20 protein-coding genes and 1 tRNA gene are annotated in these 21,229 nt (G+C 35.5%); 9 read left to right on the top strand and 12 right to left on the bottom strand.

Annotated features, from left to right (window positions below; all coding sequences use genetic code 11):
* Positions 1–100: 100 nt before the first annotated feature.
* Both EKM02_RS05480 and EKM02_RS05485 read right to left on the bottom strand, forming a co-directional pair.
* A complete protein-coding gene (locus EKM02_RS05480; protein WP_126452881.1) occupies positions 101–691 on the bottom strand; it encodes a hypothetical protein in 591 nt (196 codons plus the stop codon).
* Positions 692–702: 11 nt separating this feature from the next.
* Entirely contained in the window at positions 703–2,031 is a 1,329-nt protein-coding gene (locus EKM02_RS05485) for an RHS repeat domain-containing protein (RefSeq protein ID WP_126452883.1), read from the bottom strand.
* A 149-nt stretch (positions 2,032–2,180) separates the two neighbouring features.
* Here EKM02_RS05485 and EKM02_RS14870 point away from each other — a divergent pair, with 149 nt between their 5' ends.
* Positions 2,181–2,468, top strand: coding sequence for a helix-turn-helix domain-containing protein (locus tag EKM02_RS14870; protein ID WP_255416278.1), 288 nt, complete (start codon positions 2,181–2,183; stop codon positions 2,466–2,468).
* A gap of 41 nt (positions 2,469–2,509) precedes the next feature.
* Here the strand turns inward: EKM02_RS14870 and EKM02_RS05495 are convergent, their stop codons facing one another.
* The 8 genes from EKM02_RS05495 to EKM02_RS05525 form a co-directional block, all read right to left on the bottom strand.
* Complete coding sequence (locus EKM02_RS05495) at positions 2,510–2,887, bottom strand: hypothetical protein (protein ID WP_126452887.1); 378 nt, start codon at positions 2,885–2,887, stop codon at positions 2,510–2,512.
* A complete protein-coding gene (locus EKM02_RS05500; protein ID WP_126452889.1) occupies positions 2,850–3,284 on the bottom strand; it encodes a hypothetical protein in 435 nt (144 codons plus the stop codon). The genes EKM02_RS05495 and EKM02_RS05500 overlap by 38 nt, the downstream gene beginning before the upstream one ends.
* Before the next feature lie 39 nt (positions 3,285–3,323).
* A complete protein-coding gene (locus tag EKM02_RS05505) occupies positions 3,324–3,863 on the bottom strand; it encodes a hypothetical protein (protein ID WP_126452891.1) in 540 nt (179 codons plus the stop codon).
* Between the two features lie 12 nt (positions 3,864–3,875).
* Positions 3,876–4,043 (bottom strand): hypothetical protein, encoded by a 168-nt coding sequence (locus EKM02_RS14755; RefSeq protein WP_158614723.1) that lies wholly within the window; start codon positions 4,041–4,043, stop codon positions 3,876–3,878.
* 12 nt (positions 4,044–4,055) lie between these two features.
* Positions 4,056–4,643 (bottom strand): DUF4202 domain-containing protein, encoded by a 588-nt coding sequence (locus tag EKM02_RS05510; RefSeq protein ID WP_126452893.1) that lies wholly within the window; start codon positions 4,641–4,643, stop codon positions 4,056–4,058.
* Positions 4,644–4,672: 29 nt separating this feature from the next.
* Positions 4,673–5,023 carry a nitrite reductase (NAD(P)H) small subunit gene (locus tag EKM02_RS05515; RefSeq protein ID WP_126452895.1) on the bottom strand — a complete coding sequence of 117 codons (351 nt, stop codon included), beginning with the start codon at positions 5,021–5,023 and terminating at the stop codon, positions 4,673–4,675.
* Positions 5,024–5,443: 420 nt separating this feature from the next.
* Positions 5,444–7,603, bottom strand: coding sequence for a S9 family peptidase (locus EKM02_RS05520; protein ID WP_126452897.1), 2,160 nt, complete (start codon positions 7,601–7,603; stop codon positions 5,444–5,446).
* A 904-nt stretch (positions 7,604–8,507) separates the two neighbouring features.
* Positions 8,508–8,580: transfer RNA gene (locus EKM02_RS05525), tRNA-Phe, on the bottom strand.
* A gap of 98 nt (positions 8,581–8,678) precedes the next feature.
* Here EKM02_RS05525 and EKM02_RS05530 point away from each other — a divergent pair.
* From EKM02_RS05530 to EKM02_RS05555, 6 genes are all read left to right on the top strand, one after another.
* Positions 8,679–9,413, top strand: coding sequence for a type III pantothenate kinase (locus EKM02_RS05530; RefSeq protein WP_126452899.1), 735 nt, complete (start codon positions 8,679–8,681; stop codon positions 9,411–9,413).
* Positions 9,406–10,656: a hypothetical protein gene (locus EKM02_RS05535; protein WP_126452901.1), complete on the top strand. Its 1,251-nt coding sequence runs from the start codon at positions 9,406–9,408 to the stop codon at positions 10,654–10,656. Before EKM02_RS05530 ends, EKM02_RS05535 begins: the two co-directional genes overlap by 8 nt.
* A gap of 45 nt (positions 10,657–10,701) precedes the next feature.
* On the top strand, positions 10,702–11,256 hold the full coding sequence (gene lptC, locus EKM02_RS05540; protein WP_126452903.1) for an LPS export ABC transporter periplasmic protein LptC: 555 nt from the start codon (positions 10,702–10,704) through the stop codon (positions 11,254–11,256).
* Between the two features lie 11 nt (positions 11,257–11,267).
* Positions 11,268–11,462, top strand: a complete 195-nt coding sequence (locus tag EKM02_RS05545; protein ID WP_126452905.1) for a hypothetical protein — start codon at positions 11,268–11,270, stop codon at positions 11,460–11,462.
* Between the two features lie 3 nt (positions 11,463–11,465).
* Positions 11,466–12,725 carry a hemolysin family protein gene (locus EKM02_RS05550; RefSeq protein WP_126452907.1) on the top strand — a complete coding sequence of 420 codons (1,260 nt, stop codon included), beginning with the start codon at positions 11,466–11,468 and terminating at the stop codon, positions 12,723–12,725.
* 108 nt (positions 12,726–12,833) lie between these two features.
* Positions 12,834–14,930 carry a peptidylprolyl isomerase gene (locus EKM02_RS05555; protein ID WP_126452909.1) on the top strand — a complete coding sequence of 699 codons (2,097 nt, stop codon included), beginning with the start codon at positions 12,834–12,836 and terminating at the stop codon, positions 14,928–14,930.
* 104 nt (positions 14,931–15,034) lie between these two features.
* On the opposite strand, the gene EKM02_RS05560 is transcribed toward EKM02_RS05555, so the two are convergent.
* Positions 15,035–15,952 carry a GYDIA family GHMP kinase gene (locus EKM02_RS05560; protein ID WP_126452911.1) on the bottom strand — a complete coding sequence of 306 codons (918 nt, stop codon included), beginning with the start codon at positions 15,950–15,952 and terminating at the stop codon, positions 15,035–15,037.
* Positions 15,953–16,003: 51 nt separating this feature from the next.
* Positions 16,004–17,320: a hydroxymethylglutaryl-CoA reductase, degradative gene (locus EKM02_RS05565; protein ID WP_126452913.1), complete on the bottom strand. Its 1,317-nt coding sequence runs from the start codon at positions 17,318–17,320 to the stop codon at positions 16,004–16,006.
* A gap of 179 nt (positions 17,321–17,499) precedes the next feature.
* On the opposite strand from EKM02_RS05565, the gene EKM02_RS05570 reads away from it, so the two are divergent.
* Positions 17,500–19,671, top strand: coding sequence for a S9 family peptidase (locus EKM02_RS05570; protein WP_126452915.1), 2,172 nt, complete (start codon positions 17,500–17,502; stop codon positions 19,669–19,671).
* Positions 19,672–19,680: 9 nt separating this feature from the next.
* Positions 19,681–21,225: a peptide MFS transporter gene (locus EKM02_RS05575; RefSeq protein WP_126452917.1), complete on the top strand. Its 1,545-nt coding sequence runs from the start codon at positions 19,681–19,683 to the stop codon at positions 21,223–21,225.
* Positions 21,226–21,229 lie beyond the last annotated feature (4 nt).

The following is a 21,229-nucleotide window of genomic DNA, read 5'->3' on the forward strand; positions in this document are numbered from 1 at the left end:
CAGGCAAACCCCATACATAAATACATATAAATTTGCCTGCTAATTTTTAAAATATCGCTTGTTTTTTATCATAGAATGCGCGATCGGGTTTTTAATAAATTTAATTGTTAATATCAATCTTTTTTCCACTATCATCTATAAAATAAGTAAACCTTTTACTATCTAAATATTTTACAGATACTTTACAAGCTTTGTCAAATTTTTTAGAATAAAAACCACTACTGTAATCTATTGATTCATTTGGCATTAAAACAATACAATCGTTAACTATACTTTCAATAATAAAATCTTTAGAGTCTTTGTAAGAAGTATTAGAACCAAAATTTTTCTCGTACAGTTTATTAGCAAACTTGAGTTTTAAATTCCCTAAATATCTTTCGTATTTATCTTTTTCCTCACATTTAAATTCTTTTTTTGCTTTTGTTGGTTTAATAAACGGCAAATATGTTGGAAGTTTATCTTCATTGATTTCTTTTTTATCTTTAAAAATCCTTAAACGGATGTTTTTTTTAGATAAATAAATTGTGTCATTCATCTTGTTTTCTATTTCAAATTGAAGTAAAACAAGATTATTTAAAAAAACTTCTCTTTCATATCCAAAATAATAGAACGCTATATTTTGCAAATTACTTACTCGTTTATAACTCATTGTTAACAAACAAATAAAGATTATAAATAATAACTTTTTCATATATATTTTATTTAAGGTAAAAGACCCGGTACCCTGTTGTATTTATTTCCTCCATTAGAATACATACTTTGATAATTGATATAGGTTCCTACATTCATCTTTAAGGTACTGCTATTCTTCATATAATTTATTGAATATTTATATGCTGCATATTCGGAAGCACTATGATTGTAATTACCATTAAAAATTTTATTGTGATAATCGTGTACAAATTCGTGACCTATGGTTGCTTCTAAAAATTCAGATCCATAACTTCTGACACTATCTGAAATATATGTTGTTCCGTTTAAACTAAAACCTCCTGCTTCATCACCTCCAACCGTAATCATTTCTGAATTAGCATTGTATTTAGCCATACCATCAATTGTTAATATTCCTTTTTTAGGCATCTGACTACCCCATTTAAGAGATTTCACGCCATACTTGGATTTGTAGTCTGCTCCAAATTTTTCTTTTGCAAAGGCATCTAGGTCTTGTTTTTCCTGTATTTGATGCATTGCGTGATTCAGTCCACTAACCACCAATCCTGTAACCGCACCTTGCCAAAAGTTTCCTCCAGTTAATGCTGCACCGGCACCACCAGAAACTGTTCCAAAAGCGATCATGCCTGCGGTACCTGTTCCTGCACCTAAACCTGCATGATGAATTGTTTTTGCACCGTAAGCCCAATTGTTTTCTGCTGAAAAACCTTCCGTTTGGCTAGTACCTCCTCCCCAAGCACTACTCGCAATACTACTCAGTGCTCCTGCTGCAAAACCAGACCAAAACTTTCCACCACTTATAGCTGTCACTGTTCCTTGAAAAGTGCCATGAGCAACAGCTTGAAAAGCTGCTTGTGAAAAGAAATTAGTAAACAATGCTGTAGAAGCACTACCTATACCAAAAGTTACTGCTGCACTAGCTGCTCCTATAAAAGTGGCTTTTAGCAAGCCACCAACACTAAAAGGTACATCGCTCATTAGAGCAGTTAAAGTATAAACGGTAGCTGAAACAGCTGCGCCAATAGCAACTGCAACCAAAAAAGGAATTATTTCCCCACTAGGATCGGTATACATTAGTGGGTTGTTCAACACATACGCATAGCGGTTGTAGTTTTGGGTATTCTCCGGTTGCTGGATAAAATTATCTGGCATTAAAAAAGAACGTAAAACAGGATCATATAAACGACCGTTCATGTGTATCAATCCAACTTCTGCTAAATGCTCGTGGCTGGTGTAGCCTCTGTCCATCATCATTAGTCGCGCGCTAGTACCATCTGTTGGTAAAGCTATAGCTACTCCATTTTGTTGCAATTTAGCTAAATTTCCCCAAGCATCAAAATGACGGCGTTCTATTGCCACCCAACGCCAATTTGTATTCTACCTAAAACAAAAAACTACAACTTATTTAAGGATGTAGTTTAATTTTGTCTGATAGCGCTTCTGGGCACGAGCCAGAGGCATCGCGCTAGCCTTTCTATTAATTTCTGCTTGGACTAGCAGGGGCAAGTATTGACAAAGCACAATATAGCCGTATTGAAAATGGAAAAACTGACCCTTCTGTTGCAACTCTAGAACGTATTGCAAATGCTATGGGCGTTTCATTATCTGATTTATTTGCTTCTACCGAAGAACTCAAAGAAATAAATTCTTTCGATAAATCGATTATGGAAAAAGTATCGCTTATGGAAAGTTTAAACGAAGAAGAAAAACAAACTATTTATATTATGCTCGATGCCTTTATTGGTAAAAGAAAACTTAAAGACGCTCTGCAAAACGTACTTCACGATGTAAAATAGAAAAGCCGAGCATCGCTCGGCTTTTTAGTGAAATATTTTAATTAGACCATCATTATATAAAAATATAAAATCCCTAATATTAATAGAATATTTATAAAATAAATAAATAATGTTTCTATTTTACAAGGCTTAAATGTTTTAAAAACAAGATTGTAAATCATTAGAAAAATAAAATTAAAGAAAATCATATTCCCAAGGTAACTAAATACTCTCAAGAAAAAAACATTGATGTCTATAATTGGACTTGATGTTTCATTTAAATTTATTATTTTTTCTAATCCATAACCGTAACCCAAAATAAAATAATTATCATTATTTTGATACAAATACAAAAGATTTACAAAAAAGATAAGTAAACAAAAAGCTAGGGCTTTCTTATCACTATTTAATTGGTGCAGAAAATAACTTGCCTTTTTCATAAAAATATAGTTTATTATCATTTACAAAACCTGATGTATAAATTTTAGTTGTAGAAACTCCTGTCAGTTTAAAGTCGTAACCTTTCATTCCGTTTAAAGTCTGTGCTTTAATACTTAATTTAGCATCAGTTCCAACTCCTGCAATTCTTCCTGCAAACGTTCTGTCTAATTGCAAAGTGCCATTTGGGGACATTGTAGCTTTATCAAGAATGAGTCCAATTTTGGAATTCAAAAAGTCTAAATCGCCACCATCTATATAATCTCCGGGTCTCATACCTTTCATTAATTTTCCCATCATAGTTTCTGAAGAATCTCCTTTTTTAATTCCTAAAGATTCTTTAGTAACTTTTCTGCCTTCTTGGTCATATTCATCATTTGGACCATCCATCTGATGCATTGCGTGATTGAGTCCACTAACGACAAGATCGAGTACTTATTAACCCATACCTAGTAATTCTTTCCTAATAAAAACCCATACTCCTTTTTTATTTTTAAAATAATACCTGTTTTTAATCATACTTATGCCAATTACTTTTGTAACAATAACACTTGCTTCATTTTCATTGATAGTTAAATTTGAAAACCTTACAAACAGGATATTAATATCATAATTATTTATTTTGACTATATTAATTTTATAATCTGATCTAAAATCGACTAAGTCGCTATCTTTAATATTGAATTGTAAAAAACTAGTTTTATTAATTTTTTTAGATTTATTAAAATCTATTTTTTCAATTAAAATAGAATCTAATAAACCAACTGTAATTTTTTCAATTTTAATATTCTTAAATTTTTCAGGGCGTGGCACTTTACTCATATCAAAATATTCAACAGAATCTATTAAAATATTTATATTTTGAACGATTAATTCTTTACCATTATTTTTTATATTATTTTGTTTTTTACAACTACAAAATAATACAAAAGCCATCAGTACTATCATTTTTAATTTACCATCCATTTCTTGCTGCATTTTGTGTTGAACCTAAATATTGATTATTTTAGAATCGCTCAACTGACGGTTGAGGTTGGACTGAATTAGAAGTTGACTTAACAGAACCGTAACCGCAATAGTCAATAAAGCAAATAGATAGAATCGTCTTAGATTTTTGAAGGTGTCTTTGTCAACAGATGCTGTGGCTCTGTTTTTCATAAGCATGTCGATTTACAAACCAAGCGCTTCTTTTATCAAATCGAAATTTTCAGCGCTAAATTTTATTTTTAGGGCTTCCTGTTGTCCTTTTTCAGACATTTTATTCCAGGTTTTCAAGATAATATTTTTCATTTTCTCTCGGTCGTGTTTTTGAACAAAAGGATCCAAATAAAATTCCATAAACACCAAACAAATTACATCTTCAAGGAGTTGTGTTTCGATATCTTTTTTGAGTAATTTTTTTTCGATAAGGAAAGAAACCCGTGCAATAAATGCTGTGGAATATCCTGCTTTTTCTAAAATTTCAGCAGTGGTTTTAGCGTGAAATTTTTTCAAATCTTCGCGCCATTTTAAATAGCCCACTCGATCCATTGGATAGGATTCTCGGGGCATTTTCCATCGGCAAATGTGTTGTGCTTTGGCCGAAATTTGAACAGCTTCGGATGCATTTGGATAAAAATCCATCAGCCTTTCGTACATTCGATTAGAGTACAATAGTTCCTTTGGCTGCGAAACAGAGTGGTCTATTTCATGATTTGGATCTTGTGCATTTTCTGCATCAATCCATGCGCTGGCATTTTGGAATTGTAAGATTGTCATTTGAAAGGTTTAAAATCAAAGATACATAATTAATCCAAAAAGCCAACGAATACCTCGTTACCTATAATTTTTTCAGGATAAGTCGCAATTTTTAGATCGTCTCCATTTAAATTGGTACCGTCCACAAGTGAAAAAGTTCTTTTGTGCAAGTGGCAGGCTGTTTTGGGAATATCTCGCATAGAACTCAACATTCCTCTGGAAAGAGCCATTTCCATTTTATTAGGGCAGGCGTTTTGACAAGCATACCATTCTTTTTTGCGTTCAAAGTTGATGATGGCAATTTGCTTGTCTTTGTATTTGAGGCAACCGCCTCTATTGCTTGGAAAATTACTTATTTTTCCGGCCTTGAACCAAGTATTCACATAAGTGAACGCTATCATACGCGCGTCTGGGCTCTTCTCCAAATACGGTAATTTGATGTTTTTCCTGTCCAGGTTTTGTAATAAATTTTTCGCAAAACTTGTATCCTAGGATGCCGTTTCCGACTACTGTTACTTTAATCATAATCCAATTAATTAAGTATTGTTACGTAAATACAAGTATTAATATTTAACCCGTTGGGTGCAATTAATTTTTGATGATAATTTTCGTCAGTTCGAGTGATCCCGCTTTTGGGCGGGATTATATCGAGAACTAGAAAATTAGTATTAAAAACGGTTCTCGATACATTTTTTGTTCCGTTTTACTACACAAAAAACCCTCGAACTGACGTTTTGAATAATTGCACCCAACGGGTTAATACTTATATAAACGTACTTAATTTAATTTTTTTATTCTACGTAATTTTAAAATTGAGTTTTTTATTTTTTAGTAATCCATCTTTCAAAGAATTCATAGGTTCGCAACATTTGATCCATTCGCTGTCTGTTGTCGCCATTGCGAGTGATTTCGTGTGTTGCTCCTGGATGGACGACATATTCAACTGGACGCCCCAGAACCTTGAGACTGCGATACATCATTTCTCCCTGAACGAATCCCGTACGACGGTCATTGCCCCCGTGAAAAATAATAAATGGTGTCTTGATGTTTTCAACGTATGTCAAAGGGGATTCTCTCGCCAGAATTTCTTTCACTTTGGGTTCCCACGGATAGCCGCCAAAATAATTAGGAACCAGTCTCCAGGCATTCCCTTCGCCAAAAAAGGTGTTCAGGTCGTACACGCCACGTTGTGCGCAGGCGGCTTTGAATCGATTGTCATGGCTGATAATCCAAGCCGTCAGGTAACCAGCATAAGAACCTCCGGTTATCAATAGTTTATCGGGATCAGCCCAGCCTTGATCGATAGTTTTATCTAAAGCGGTCAGCACATCGCTTGCAGGACCTTTGCCCCAGTCATTGATGTTACCCCGTAAAAAATCTAAACCATAACCGCCGGAACCCCTAGGATTGCTATACACTACACCATATCCTTTGCTACAAAAATATTGGTATTCGTGCCACATGCTTTCTTCACCTGGTCCCCACATAGCAGATGGCCCTCCATGAATTTCCAGCAACAAAGGGTATTTTTCTCCTGCTTGGTAGTTGGCAGGCTTCATTACCCAATACTCAATGGTCATCCCTAAATCGTTGACAAACGTTTTCTTTTCAGGGAAGGATAATTTTTTAGTTTGCACCCAATCATTAAAAGTACTGGCTTTTCTTTCTTTTTTGAAATCCGTAGTGGAAAAATACAGTTCGGATGGATTTGAAATCGCTGTTTTAGAATAAACAAGGGTTTTGTTTGCAATGTCAAAACTGGTAATGCCAATCTCACTGCTCGATAAAGAATCTACTTTTCTGGTGGCAATAGTGACTTTGTTCAGGACATTTCCACCATTGCTTTGTCCAGTGAAGTAGAGGTGTTTGTCATCAGTACTCCAAATGAGATTTGTTTTATTGCGATCAAATGGGATCGTTATAATGTCTTTTTCGGTTCCGTTTATTGGCATTATTGCTAAGATAGGGACTGAGACGAAAGAAGTAGAACTAAAAAGAAAGGCAAGCCATTTTCCGGAATTCGATACGGAGGCATTGCTGTATCTTTTGTCCTTTTCGCCTAAGATCATTTTTAAATTAGTCCCATCACTATCCGCTAAATAAATTTCGCTTTCTAAAGAGCGATCCGGATTTTCTGCGGTGTCCATATCGCCCGAGAAAATGAGTTGTTTGCCGTCTGGAGTATAGTCAGCATTGGTAAAACTATAAAATCCTTTTGTGAGCAGCCGTGGCACAGCATCTTTAGTCACATTGATATCAAAGAAATGATTGTAATTCATTTCGGATGAGATAGCCGACTCACTTTGAAAGTTTAATTTGTTTAGGACGATTGCTTTTTTATCCACGGCATTTTTTTCAAGATAGGCTCTTATCTGGGATAAGCTCCCATTTGGGTTTGGTTTGTCGCTATTGGGTAACAAATGTTCATTATTGGTAAAACCAGGTTTTTCCATGGCCCAAGTTGGTATGTCATGTGATTTGTTTAGGATAGAGTCTGCAATTAATTCTTGTAGAGAAAGACTTGATGAAAAAAGTATTTTTTTGCCATCTGGAGACCATTTTGGGTTGTTTGCGCCGTACTTATGGCTGGTCAATTGCATAGATTCTCCTCCATCAAGGGATAAAATAAAAACTTGAGATTTGTCTTCTACGGAGCGCGTAAAAGCAAGCTGCTTTCCGTCTGGACTCCATGCGGGTTTTGTAGCACCTTCTTTGCTAGTAGTCAACTGCAACGGAGCGGCTGTGTTTGCCGTGGATGCGCTATATATCTGGGTTCGATACTTATAATCCTCCGTACTAGTCTGGTCTGGCTCGATAGTGGTCAGGGTAAAGGCCACTTTTGTTCCGTCTTTAGTTAGTGTGACGTTGTTGATGGTTTTAATTTTTAGCAGATCTGTAAGGTGTACGGGTTCTGTTCCGTTTTGAGCAATAGTGGCTTGCAGCGTGGCAATAAAAAGCAGTAACAGGGAAATTTTTTTCATAGTGTAATGGTATCGCTAATTTTTATTTAATTCAAGAGAAAAGGCATACAGGCAACTAATTCTTGGTGTTACAATTGGTCATAATTTGCTTGTTCCGGCAAAAAAGGAAGTTTGGTTTTTAGTAAATATAGGAAAAAAGAACAGTGTAGTCCGATAAAAACATCAAAATAAGAGTATTCTTCTCCTTGTTGTCAGTACTCTTTGATAATTCTGAGAACCTTTTTTGTGAGGAAAGCAAGAAATAAATCTTTACAAGACGCCAAAACCAGTTGTAGTTGTATCATGGCCACTGGGCGATGCTCGGTATGATTTTTGAAATCCGTATTGGAATACCTGTTTTTTCTTTCAATTCAAATGTGGGAGATAAAGCGACTGTGGGAGCTGTTGCTGCCGGAAAAAAAATGCAAAGCTAAATTGTAAAAGGACCTCTTTTTACTCTGTCTTTATTTTTCATGGGTATGTGTTGATCCTTTTATAAGCCTCATTCTCCTACTTATTTAAAAAGTGTTTTTTGCAAACAGAGAAGCGTAATCTTTTTGTAGGGGAATTATTAAAAAGACAGGAAAGGGTTTGTGTGCGATTGTGTTTTTTGCAATTAGGCCTATTTGTTTTTAATTAAAAGAATATGGAGGCAATGCATTAAACGAGAGTGCGGGCTGTTTTTATGGAGTTTGTACACGGAATAAAATATTTTTTTGGAAACAAGAGAGAACTACTGATTCCAGAAACGAAGGCGCTTTTATGAGGTCTTTTGAGGGGGAATTTTATTGCTGTACGAGTATTTTGTTTCTTGTAATACTGCGTTGCGCAAGGACGAAAGGAATGTGTTTTAGATCAAGTCTTGAACAAAGTTGTTTTTGATTTTGTATAAAAACAAAAAACCCACTCGTTTGAGTGGGTTTTGTGGTACCTCCAGGGATCGAACCAGGGACACATGGATTTTCAGTCCATTGCTCTACCATCTGAGCTAAGGTACCTCGCTAATGCGGGTGCAAATATAGTATGATTTTTAGTTTATCCAAAACAATTTTAAAAAAAAATCAATTCGTACCTTTGTCCCATCAAAAAAGAAATTATGATTTTAGTAGTTGATGTGGGAAATACCAGAATTAAAGCCGCTGTTTTTGAGGGCGCTATGCTTTTGGAGGTTTTTATTTTTAGCCAAATTGAATTGGAAAAAAATATTAAAAATATTTTAAAAAACTTTAAAAAAACAACTGATTTGGTGGTTTCTTCAGTTGGAGATCTCGGAAAACAGCCGTTTTTAGCTTTCGATAAAGAGATAAAAGTGCATTTTATCTCGAATAAGGATTCTTTTCCGTTCCAAAATAAATACGCAACGCCACAAACTTTGGGAATTGACCGTATGGTTCTTGCTGCAGGGGCTACGCTCCGGTATCCGGATCAAAACCGGCTGGTCATTGATGCCGGAACTTGCATTACCTATGATTTTATAGATCAGGAAAATAATTATTTAGGGGGAGCGATCTCGCCGGGACTGCGATTGCGCTATGAAGCATTGCATCACTACACCGCAAAATTACCTTTATTGTCTCTGGGGATTCCGGAAGATTTGATTGGGAAATCAACTTCAGAATCGATTCATTCCGGAGTGGTAAACGGTTTAGTTTATGAGATTGACGGGTTTATAAATCAATATAAAGCACGGTATTTAAATTTTATAATAATTTTAACGGGTGGAGACACAGATTTTTTGGCTAAACGATTAAAAAATACCATATTTGCCAATTCAAATTTTCTTCTGGAAAGTTTAAGCCAAACATTTCAACATAAAACCAAAAATGATTAAAAAAATTATAATAAGCGCCTGTTTGCTTTTATCATTAGTGTCTTTTGCTCAAGAAGGGACAGCCTCTCCGTATTCTTTTTATGGAATAGGAGATGTTAGGTTCAAAGGAACGTTGGAAAACCGTTCGATGGCAGGAATAGCCATTGAACAAGATAGTATACACATGAACTTGCAAAATCCAGCCAGTTATGCAAGTCTTAAACTAACCACTTTTACCCTGGGTGGTACGCAAGCGACCACAAAAATGAAAACAGACACTGAAGCCGCAAATACAAGAAGAACGACTCTGGATTACCTGGCCGTGGGTTTGCCTATCGGTAAGTTTGGGTTGGGTTTTGGATTAATTCCGTATTCATCGGTAGGATATAAAATACAATCTATTGCTACTGATCCCTCGCAAAACAGCAAGCGTTTCAATGGTACTGGTGGTTTGAACAAGGCCTTTTTAGGAGTAGGGTATAAAGTGACACCAAATTTTAGTGTAGGTGCCGATGTGCAGTATAATTTTGGAAAAATTGAATCTAATAACCTTGAATTCATTAGTGGAGTTCCTGTTGGAACCAGAGAATTGAATACGATTGATTTGTCTGGGGTGAATTTTAATGTAGGGATGATGTATCAGACTAAAATCTATAAAAAAATCTCTTTTTTTAGTAGTGCAAATTATACGCTGGAAAATACATTGGTGTCTAAAAACAACAGGAATATTTCGACAGTGGTTTTTAGTTCTAATTTTGATGTGGTGGTTGTAGATGCGCTGGATGATGTAAAGAGCCAAGTTAATTTGAAAATGCCGAGCACATTAGCATTAGCAGCAGGTTTTGGCCAGGCCAGAAAATGGCTCGTAGGCATTGGTGTGACGCTACAGGATGCAGGGTCGTTGGCAAATAATTTTAATTCAATGCCAAATGTTACCTACGAGAAGCATTCGAAATACAGCATTGGAGGATATTATATTCCTAATTACAACTCGTTTACAAGCTATACAAAAAGGATTACATACCGAGGTGGTTTGAGATTTGAAAAAACCGGAATGGTGATCAATTCAGAATCCATCGATGATATGGGATTAACTCTAGGCGTTGGATTGCCACTAACAGGTCAGTTCTCTAATGTGAATATTGGATTTGAATTAGGCAAAAAAGGAACTACAGCATCTAATTTAGTTCAAGAAAATTACGCCAATGTAAGTGTGAGTTTTTCTCTTAATGACCAATGGTTTATCAGAAGAAAATTCAACTAGAATAAAAAGAAGTACTTTCTCCAATTTTTTCGTCCAGGCCAACTTATGACAGTAGTCAAAAAATATTATATCAAATTAGGGATCACGGTTTTCGCCGGGGCGCTTTTTTTGGGGTGCGAAAGTAATTTTAAGGAAATACAAAAAATAAATTTCTCCGAGTTTGTTCCCAGTAGTGATGCTGATATGGTAAATCTCAAATATACAGATTCAGGAAGGATTACATCCATTTTGATCAGCTCTAAAATGTTAGATTATTCTAACGTGAGCTTTCCTTTTACGGAATTCCCAAAAGGGATTGATGTTACTTTATTTGACAAAAAAGGGAAGAAAACATTTATCAAATCAAATTATGCCATTTCTTACAAAGGAACTGCAGTAATTGATCTGCAGGGAAAAGTAAGGATCTCTACTGAAAATGGACAGCTGTTAGAAACAGAGCAACTTTATTTTGACCAAAGGAATGAGTGGTTTTTTACCGAAAGAAGGTTTAAATTAACAGACCCCAAAGGTGTTTCAAATGGACAAGGAATCGATTTTAGCAAGGATTTCAAAGTGATTAATTCTCAAAAAATAACCGGCGAACTCGAAACCGCTGAATAACACAACACCCTATGAACTACTTAAAATACACACAATACGTTTATCTTGTTTTTGGAGCCTATTTTATTTACGATGGCCTCATAAAGTTAAATACCGAGGGAGGAAATCCGTGGTTGAGTTTCATGATTGCCGGATTAGCCGTTTTTATGTTTTTCTTTAGAAGAAAATTTGCTAAAAAATTTGAAGACCGAAACAAAAAATCCTAATTCATGGAAATTAGTGTTATTTTTTTGTGTCTAATACTAAGTGCTTTTTTTTCAGGAATGGAGATAGCGTTTGTCTCTTCAAATAAAATATATCTTGAAATTGAAAAAAAACAAGGCGGTTTTGTTTCCAGAATACTGACAAAGCTTACTGAAAAGCCCTCCAAGTTTATCGTAGCCATGCTCATTGGGAATAATGTCACCATGGTGGTCTACGGTTTTTTTATGGGCGAATTATTGATGCGCTGGTTTGTTACTCTGGGGTTTCAGTTTTCGGATTTCTTGGGTTTATTAATTCAAACCATAATTTCTACTATCATTGTGCTGATTACCGCAGAGTTTTTGCCAAAAGTTTTTTTTCAAATTTATGCCAATTTTCTATTTAAGTTTTTTGCAATTCCCGCCTATTTCTTTTTTAGTGTTTTCTATTTTATAGCTGCATTTTTTATTTGGGTTTCTGATTTTGTTTTGATAAAATTCTTCAAAACCGAAGGTGATAATGTGCAGCTTTATTTTAGTAAAATTGAGCTGGGGAATTACATTACGGAACAAATGAGCAGTGTTGAAGATGATGACGCCATGGATTCTGAAATTCTGATGTTTCAAAACGCATTAGAATTTTCAGGAGTCAAAGCCAGAGATGTAATGAATCCTCGTACTGAAATTATGGCCATTGACTTGTCGGATACCATTATAGATCTCCGAGAATTGTTTATAGAAACAGGCTATTCTAAAATAGTGGTGTTTCAAAATTCACTCGATGACATTGTAGGCTACGTGCATTCCTTTGATATGTTCAAAAAACCAGATAGTATCAAGGATATTGTGATTCCGGTAGAATTTGTTCCGGAAACAATCTTTATCAAAGATGCGATGAGTTTGCTGATCAAAAAACGTAAAAGTGTAGCTATTGTATTAGATGAATACGGCGGCACCTCCGGAATTATTACCGTAGAGGATATTGTGGAAGAGCTTTTTGGTGAAATTGAAGATGAACACGATTCAGATGAAGAATTGATTGAAAAAGAACTCAGTGATGGCGAATACGTTTTCTCAGCCCGGTTAGACGTCGAGTACCTTAATGACACCTATAAACTGGCTATTCCGGAAAGTGATTCGTATGGAACACTTGGTGGGTTTATTGTGAATTTCACTACTGAAATTCCTCAAAATGGAGCGGTTATCACCATTGGAGCGTATCGTTTTGTAATTGAAGAAGCAACAAATAAGAAAATAGAATTAGTAAATATGACCATGCTAGAGTAGTTTTTTTTGTAAAATTGAAATTTCTTATAAAATAAAACGCTACTACTATAATTATTAATTAGATAATTGTATTTTCGCAACCTGAATATAAAATTTAACAACAATAAAATGGCATTATTACAAAAAATTAGACAACGCTCGCTTCTTCTGATCTTAGTTATTGGGTTTTGTTTAGTAGCATTTATCATAGGTGATATATTTAGCAGTGGAGGTTTCAGCAGTACATCAAAAGATGTAGGAAGCATTGACGGGAAAGATATTTCATTTGAAGATTTTAGAGTTAAAGTAAGTAATGTTGAAAAAAGTGGTCAAGGAATTACTTCAACTGAAGCGGCTAACAGAGTATGGGAACAAGAAGTTTCGGTTGCTTTGCTAACGGCTGAATTTGAAAAATTAGGATTACGAGTAGGTGAAAAACACCTATTAGAAGTGCTGAAAGGCGATCAAAATATTGGTGGGAATCCATTGTTTTTGAATGCAGCCGGTGTTTTTGATATTGCAAAATTTAAAGAATATTTCAAAGCAAACCCTGCCCAAGCTCAGTTTTTGAAAGACAGAGAAAAAGATGCAGATCTTAATGCTAAATATCAAATATATACTACATTAATTAAAGCGGCCGTTTTTACAACGGAGAGCGAAGGCAAGTTGCAGTATGAGATGGAAGCAAATAAAGTAAACTTTGCTTATGTTGCCGGATTATATTCAACAATCAAAGACAGTCAAGTAAAAGTGACTGATGCTGAAATTGTTGATTATATGAAGAAAAATGAAAAAAAATTCAAAGCAGAAGAATCTCGTGAAGTAGAATATGTCTTGATTGAAGACAAAGCCTCACCAGCTGATGAAGCCGAAGTAAAATCAAAAATAAATGCATTGTTAGCCGGAACAGTAGTATACAATCAAGCTACCGGAAAAAATGATACCTTACCAGGATTCAGAGCAGCAACTAATACAATTGAGTTTGTGAATTCAAATTCAGATGTTCCTTATGATTCGTCTTATGTGGCCAAAAAAGATTTGCCTGCAATTGATGCGGATAAATTATTTAATCTTGCTCCTGGAGCCGTTTATGGGCCTTACATATACGGGAAATATTTCTGTATTTCAAAATCAATGGGAATGAAATCAGGTGTGAATGCAAAAGCAAGTCATATTTTGATCAGTTATGAAGGGACTCAAGTTCCAAATCAAAAGGAAAAAAGAACAAAAGAAGAAGCAAAAGCAAAAGCAGAAAGTATTTTAGCACAAGTTACTGCCAGTCCGGATAGTTTCTTGATGTTAGCTTTCACAGCTTCTGATGATTCATCTTCGCAACAAGGGGGAGATTTGGGTTATTTTGGTCCAAACCAAATGGTAAAACCATTTAATGATTTTGTCTTCAATAGCAGTATTGGGAAAATAGGGTTAGTAGAAACGCCTTTTGGATTTCATATTATCAAAGTTACTGATAAGCAAGACGGAATTCGTTTGGCTACTGTAGCTCAGAAAATAGAAGCATCTGAGGCCACTTCAGATAAAATGTTTACGCAGGCAACTAAATTAGAAATGGATGCTGTGGACAAAGATTTTAACAAAGTTGCAAAAGATATGGGGCTTGTAGTAGCTCCGGCTGTTTCTGTAAAAGGGATGGACGAAAACTTTGGAACTTTAGGAAATCAAAGATCAATCGTTCGTTGGGCTTTTGAAAAAGGAGTAAAAGTAGGTGCTGTAAAAAGATTTGAAGTGGCTAATGTAGGTCACGTAATTGCAAAATTAAAGAGTATTGACAATTCTGGTTTAGTAGCTGTTTCTGTGGCGAGACCTTATGTGGAACAAATACTAAAAAACAAGAAAAAAGCAGCATTGATAAAGGCAAAAATGACAGGTTCTTCGCTGGAAGCAATCGCGAAAGCAGTAGGAGCTACCGTACAACAAGCTACTGACTTGACAATGCTAAACACGATGTTGCCAGGTGTTGGTCAAGAGCCAAGTGTAGTAGGAAATGCATTTGCTTTGGCAGCAAATAAAATGTCAGCTCCAATTGAAGGAAACACAGGTGTTTATGTAGTGAAAAACAATAGCACTGTAAAAGCGCCAGCATTGAAAAGCCATGCTTCTTATGTTTCTAAATTAAAAGAACAAAGCGCTTCAGATGCTAATAGAGTAGTTCCTGCCTTGAAAGGAAATGCTAAAATTGAAGACAACAGACAAGAATTCAATTACTAGTCAAAGCGTAAGTAATCACAATAAAAATCCCGATACATGCTGAATGTATCGGGATTTTGCTTTTCGACAGCTTTTTTTACCGCTATGACTATTTATACAAATAATTATGGTAAAATCATTTCATCATAAGAAATTATAGTTTCATATCCTTTTGAAATAAAATAGTCAGTTGGATTTTCAATTGCAATTGCCATTACAAAATCGCCTCCCCAAGCTCCCAGGCTTTTTATCACGCCATTGAAATCTGGAAACAAAGACTCTTTTATCGTTTGTGTTTCCAGAACAATACTCATTTGTACTTCGTGTTTTTGTAGTGCTGCAGCAAAAGATTGAATTGTAGTCGCATTCAAAACTTCAGAGGTTATCACGTCATTTAAAGCAATCGTTCTCGGGAGATTATTCTTTTTATTCATATCGTAGGCTGCTATTGCGCTTTTGCTGCTTTGCTTTTTATTCAGATAGACAAAGTAAAGATCGTTAGTAAAATCCGGATTAAAAGATACTTTTTCAACAATAGGAGTACCTTTTTCCAGATGATATACAATAGGGGTGTCGTTTTGCGCACAGGCAATATCATAACCACTACCTCCAAAACTGTTTTTAAGCAATGTAAAAGCATCGATGTCTAACCACTGAGCAATGTTGTTTATCAAAGTCGATGACGTGCCCAAACCCCAGCTTTTGGGAAAGCTAAGTTCAGTCGTGATTGTGTATCCCTCTGAATTTAAAATGAAATTCGGGTTTAGTTTAAATGCTTCGTGTAAAATGGTAGTAAGTGTAGCCTTGACCGATTCATTTTTAGTTTGAACTTCCTTTGAAATATCAGAAAATAAAAGGGTGTCTTCAAACCAAATACTTCCATCTGCATCATAACTTTTCCAGATGATTTCCTTATTATTTCCCTTTTCTATAATGAGGTTTTGCCCCATTTTTGTGGGTAATGCAAAGGCCTTGGCGCCATCAAGGACAAGATATTCTCCTGTGATTAAAAGTTTTCCGTTACTGTAAAATGTTTTCTTCATTGTCTTTGCGAGGAACGAAGCAACCTTATTCTTTGTTGCTTCAAGATAAAATTATTTTCTTAAACTTTCAATATAGGTGACCACAGCACTATGCGAAACGGCATTTTTTCTAAAATGTTTCTGGATTAAAATACGTTCTTCATCAGTAGCTTCAAATTGGTTGATGATGTTATTTAAATGCATTTTCATGTGTCCTTCCTGAATTCCTGTGGTAGTCAAAGAACGCAATGCCGCAAAGTTTTGAGCTAAACCGGCTACGGCTACAAACTGCATTAATTCCTTGGCAGAAGGTTTTTCTAACATTTCTAAGGATAATTTTACCAATGGATGTAAGGAAGTCAAACCACCAACCGTTCCTACTGCTAAAGGGATTTCTAGCCAAAAAGTAAAAATACCATTTTCTATTTTGGCGTGGGAAAGACTGGAGTATTTTCCGTTTCGCGAAGCATAGGCATGAATTCCGGCTTCGACAGCGCGGAAATCATTCCCAGTTGCCAAAACTACTGCATCTACTCCGTTCATGATTCCTTTGTTATGCGTAACGGCTCTGTAAGGCTCGACTTCGGCGATTTGTACGGCTTGCACAAATTTCTCTGCAAATTCTTGAGGATTTAAAATGTGTTTTTCTTCCAAGTCAGCAATCGGACAAGAAACTTCGGCTCTTACGATACAATTAGGAACGTAATTCGAAAGGATACTCATTACTACTTCAATCTCTTTTTCTGATTCGGTGAATAGACTATAGTTTTGGACCTCTTCTTTTAAGGTTTTAGCAAACTGTTCCAGACACGAATTGATAAAATTAGCGCCCATGCTGTCTTTGGTTTCAAAAGTGGCATGCAGCTGGAAATAATGGGGCAATAAATCGGTTTTGTCTTTTAAAATAATATCTAAAATTCCGCCACCACGTTTTTGCATATTTGTGGTAATCGACTCGGTTTCTGAAAAGAATTTATTTTTGTGTTGGACAAAAAACAAATTCAATTTTGAAACATCACCTTTATAAATAAAATGAACCTGACCAATTTTTTCGGTATTGATTACGGTTGCTTTAAATCCGCCACGCGTAGACCAAAATTTAGCAGCTTTTGCGGCAGCGGCAACCACAGAGCTTTCTTCAATAGCCATGGGAATCGTGCTGTATTTTCCATTAATCAGGAAATTAGGAGCAACTCCAAGCGGTATGTAGAAATTTGTTATCGTATTTTCGATGAATTCATCGTGTAATTTCTGTATTTTTTCATCAGAATTCCAGTAGTTTTTCAGCAAGGCGATGGCTTCTGTGGGTGTTGAAAAATATTGATCGGCAATCCATTTAATTTTTTCTTCTTTGGATAGTTTAGAAAATCCGCTAATGGCCTTATTCATTTTCAATTGATTATAGTATAATTAAATGCAAATATACGGTTTTAGCCGTTTTAGTAGCAATCCTATTATCCTCAATAAAAGGGGGTTTAAAATATTGTTTTTAAGATTTAACACATATAATGTGAAATTATTGTAAATTTTTCACTAAAATTACCGGTTTTTATATTTAAATAAATATCATGTATTCAAGAAAAATTATTGCATTATTTTTATTCGTTTGTTTTGCAGTTGCAGGGCAGCAAAAAATCACCATTGATGCCATTTATCACGGCACTTTTCGGGCGCAAGGCATGGATGAATTGCAGTCGTTGAAAAACACAAATCAATATACGGTTTTGAATACCGACAGACAGTCCAGAAGCATGCAGATTGATTTGTATGATTTTGCAACTTTAAAAAAAGTGTCCACATTAATAGATACAAAATCGTACGCCGAATTATCAGGAGGGATTGACAGTTATACGTTTGACGCTTCAGAAAAAATGATTCTATTGGCTTGCAATACCAATCAAATCTTCCGCCACTCCTTTACAGCGGATTACTATTTATATGACATCGCCAATAAGAAATTAAGAAAACTATTCGATTCTCCCGTTCAGGAGCCTACTTTTTCACCTGATGGGAAAAAGATTGCATACGCCAAAGAAAATAATCTGTATGTACATGATTTAGTTGCTGATAAATCAACTCCAATAACTACAGACGGACAAAAAAACAGTATTATTAATGGTATTACGGATTGGGTTTACGAAGAAGAATTTGCTTTTGTAAAGGCTTTTGACTGGAGTGCTGACAGCAAAAAAGTAGCCTACATACGTTTTGACGAAAGTCAGGTTCCGGAATTTTCAATGTCAATGTTTGGAAAAGACTTGTACCCAACGATGCAAACGTTCAAATATCCAAAAGCCGGGGAGAAGAATGCTCTAGTTTCTTTACATATTTATGATGTAAATTTGAATGCAGTAAAAAACATAAATCTTGGGAATTATAACGATTTTTATATTGCCAGAATGAAATGGACAAATGATGAGAATACACTATCAGCACAGGTATTGAATCGCCACCAAAACAATTTGGATTTGTTGTTTATCGATGGAAATTCAGGAGCTGTAAAAGTAGTTTTGAACGAAAAAGACAAAGCCTACGTTGATGTGACAGATAACTTGACTTTCTTGAAAGACAACAGTTTTATTTGGACCAGCGAAAAAGACGGTTTCAATCATATTTATTTATATGATAAAAATGGAAAATCGAAAAACCAACTGACCAAAGGAAAATGGGAAGTGACGAATTATTACGGTTTAGACGAAAAAACAAATACAGTTTTCTATCAGTCGGTAGAAAACGGATCTATTAACAGAGATGTTTATAGAATAGGTCTTGACGGAAAAAACAAAGTCCGTTTGTCACAAAATACAGGAACTAATGCGGCAACATTCAGTCCGAATTTCCAATACTACATTAACACGTTTTCTAGTGCGTCTCTACCTCCGACGTATACATTGAACGAGGCCAAGGCTGGAAAACAAGTACAAGTTATTGAAAACAATGAATCATTGGCTACGAAACTAAAAAGCTATAATTTACCGGCTAAAGAGTTTTTTGTTTTAAAAACAGCAAAAGGGAATGAGCTCAATGCTTGGATGATTAAACCAAAAGATTTTGACCCAACTAAAAAATATCCTGTTTTCATGTACCAATATTCGGGTCCGGGTTCCCAGCAAGTAAACAATGAGTGGAACAGCACTGATGATTATTGGTTTATGATGCTGTCACAACAAGGATATATTGTAGCTTGTGTTGACGGGCGCGGAACTGGCTTTAAAGGAGCTGATTTCAAGAAAGTAACACAATTACAACTAGGGAAATACGAAGTAGAAGATCAAATTGATGCTGCTAAAGTAATAGGAAATTACGCATTTGTTGATAAGGCTAGAATTGGTATATTTGGCTGGTCGTATGGTGGTTTTATGGCGTCTAATTGCATCATGAAAGGAAATGATACGTTCAAAATGGCAATTGCTGTAGCTCCTGTGACGAACTGGCGTTTTTATGACAGTGTGTACACGGAACGCTACATGCAGACCCCACAAGAAAATGCTAGCGGATACGATGATAATTCCCCAATAAATCATGTAGATAAATTGAAAGGGAAATTCCTTTTGATACACGGTTCAGGAGATGATAATGTGCACGTTCAAAACTCCATGCAGATGATGGAAGCTTTGATTCAGGCTAATAAACAATTTGATTCCCAAATTTACCCGGACAATAATCACGGAATTTATGGTGGGAAAACCAGAATTCAATTGTACACAAAAATGACTAATTTCATCAAAGAAAATTTATAACAGCGCTTTATGACGAACGACGCATTGATTAAAAAAGATTTTTTTGGACATCCAAAAGCGCTTTTTATATTGTTTTTTACCGAAATGTGGGAACGGTTTTCGTTCTACGGTATGAAAGCATTGTTGATTTTTTACTTGACAAAGTACCATTTGTTTTCGGATACTTCAGGAAATCTATTAATTGGTAGTTACGCTGCTTTAGTGTATGCCGTTCCAGTGTTAGGCGGTTTTATTGCTGATAAATATCTGGGATTTAGAAAAGCCATTGTTTTTGGTGGGATTATGTTGGTGTTGGGTCATATAGGAATGGCTTATGAAGGAAATGCTGCCACACAATCCATTACCGGCGCAATTACACGGGACGAAACCGCCTTGCAAATATTTTACTTTTCATTATCGTTAATCATTGTCGGGGTTGGTTTTCTGAAAGCCAATATCTCTTCATTAGTTGGAGAATTATATGAAAAAGGCGATAAACGAAGAGATTCTGGATTCACGTTGTTTTATATGGGAATCAACTTAGGGTCTTTTATGGCTACGCTAATATGTGTTTGGTTGGGCGAAACGTACGGTTGGAGTTATGGTTTTGGTGCAGCTGGTGTCGGAATGTTTTTTGGACTATTGACTTTTATATCCGGCAGAAAATTATTGATGGGAAAAGGAGAATCAAACAACCCTTCTTTCCTAGAAAACAAATCTTTTGGATTTAAAAATGAGTGGTTGATTTATATTGGAAGTGTTTTGTCAACGGTATTGTTTTGGCAAATGGTCCAAAATCACGATGCAGTTTCATGGGCTTTAAAAATTGCGGGTGGAATTTCTTTTATTTATATTGTTTATTACGCAGCTACACAACTCGATGGTAAAGCACGTGATCAGTTGATTGCGTTAACTATTCTGATCGTATTTACTATTGTCTTCTGGGCATTGTTTGAACAAGCGTATACTTCCATGAATTTATTTGCTGACCGGATTTTAGACCGAACTATATTTGGTTATGAAGTTTCTGCCGGGCAGTTCTTAAGTTTTAATGCCTTGTTTATAATATTGCTAGCGCCTGTCTTTGCTTGGATATGGCCGAAATTAGGGAAATACAATCCAAATACAGCTGTAAAATTTGCATTAGCATTAGCATTAGTAGGTTTAGGTTTTGGAGCATTAGTGATGGGAATAAACCTTTCTGGTGCTGGAAAAGTAGCAGCGATTTGGCTAATATTGGCTTATTTTTTACATACTTGTGGAGAATTGAGTTTGTCACCAGTTGGACTTTCTGCGGTAACCAAATTATCTCCGGTAAAAATCGTTGGGTTTATGATGGGCGTTTGGTTTTTGGCAACAGCCAGTTCTGAATTTATTGCGTCTATTTTAGCAAATATTGCTTCGGTAGACACCTCAAATGGTACAGCACCTGATTTAAATTTAGCAAAGCAGAGTTATTTAGTGCTTTTTGAATATTTATTTTATACAGGGCTTGGTTTTGGGGTTGTTTTACTGCTGCTTTCACCAGTAATCAAAAAATTAATGCACGGAGTTGATAAGGAATTAAACAATTAATAGG

Origin of the sequence: Flavobacterium sp. RSP49 (assembly GCF_003968735.1) — a bacterium.
Lineage (GTDB): Bacteria > Bacteroidota > Bacteroidia > Flavobacteriales > Flavobacteriaceae > Flavobacterium.

Excerpts from the sequence above, each read along its gene's own strand:
- EKM02_RS05480 (WP_126452881.1), bottom strand. The coding sequence starts at position 691 with ATGAAAAAGTTATTATTTATAATCTTTATTTGTTTGTTAACAATGAGT.
- EKM02_RS05495 (WP_126452887.1), bottom strand. The coding sequence starts at position 2,887 with ATGAAAAAGGCAAGTTATTTTCTGCACCAATTAAATAGTGATAAGAAA.
- EKM02_RS05500 (WP_126452889.1), bottom strand. The coding sequence starts at position 3,284 with ATGCATCAGATGGATGGTCCAAATGATGAATATGACCAAGAAGGCAGA.
- EKM02_RS05505 (WP_126452891.1), bottom strand. The coding sequence starts at position 3,863 with ATGCAGCAAGAAATGGATGGTAAATTAAAAATGATAGTACTGATGGCT.
- EKM02_RS14755 (WP_158614723.1), bottom strand. The coding sequence starts at position 4,043 with ATGAAAAACAGAGCCACAGCATCTGTTGACAAAGACACCTTCAAAAAT.
- EKM02_RS05510 (WP_126452893.1), bottom strand. The coding sequence starts at position 4,643 with ATGACAATCTTACAATTCCAAAATGCCAGCGCATGGATTGATGCAGAA.
- EKM02_RS05515 (WP_126452895.1), bottom strand. The coding sequence starts at position 5,023 with ATGATAGCGTTCACTTATGTGAATACTTGGTTCAAGGCCGGAAAAATA.
- EKM02_RS05520 (WP_126452897.1), bottom strand. The coding sequence starts at position 7,603 with ATGAAAAAAATTTCCCTGTTACTGCTTTTTATTGCCACGCTGCAAGCC.
- EKM02_RS05530 (WP_126452899.1), top strand. The coding sequence starts at position 8,679 with ATGATTTTAGTAGTTGATGTGGGAAATACCAGAATTAAAGCCGCTGTT.
- EKM02_RS05535 (WP_126452901.1), top strand. The coding sequence starts at position 9,406 with ATGATTAAAAAAATTATAATAAGCGCCTGTTTGCTTTTATCATTAGTG.
- lptC (WP_126452903.1), top strand. The coding sequence starts at position 10,702 with ATGACAGTAGTCAAAAAATATTATATCAAATTAGGGATCACGGTTTTC.
- EKM02_RS05545 (WP_126452905.1), top strand. The coding sequence starts at position 11,268 with ATGAACTACTTAAAATACACACAATACGTTTATCTTGTTTTTGGAGCC.
- EKM02_RS05550 (WP_126452907.1), top strand. The coding sequence starts at position 11,466 with ATGGAAATTAGTGTTATTTTTTTGTGTCTAATACTAAGTGCTTTTTTT.
- EKM02_RS05555 (WP_126452909.1), top strand. The coding sequence starts at position 12,834 with ATGGCATTATTACAAAAAATTAGACAACGCTCGCTTCTTCTGATCTTA.
- EKM02_RS05560 (WP_126452911.1), bottom strand. The coding sequence starts at position 15,952 with ATGAAGAAAACATTTTACAGTAACGGAAAACTTTTAATCACAGGAGAA.
- EKM02_RS05565 (WP_126452913.1), bottom strand. The coding sequence starts at position 17,320 with ATGAATAAGGCCATTAGCGGATTTTCTAAACTATCCAAAGAAGAAAAA.
- EKM02_RS05570 (WP_126452915.1), top strand. The coding sequence starts at position 17,500 with ATGTATTCAAGAAAAATTATTGCATTATTTTTATTCGTTTGTTTTGCA.
- EKM02_RS05575 (WP_126452917.1), top strand. The coding sequence starts at position 19,681 with ATGACGAACGACGCATTGATTAAAAAAGATTTTTTTGGACATCCAAAA.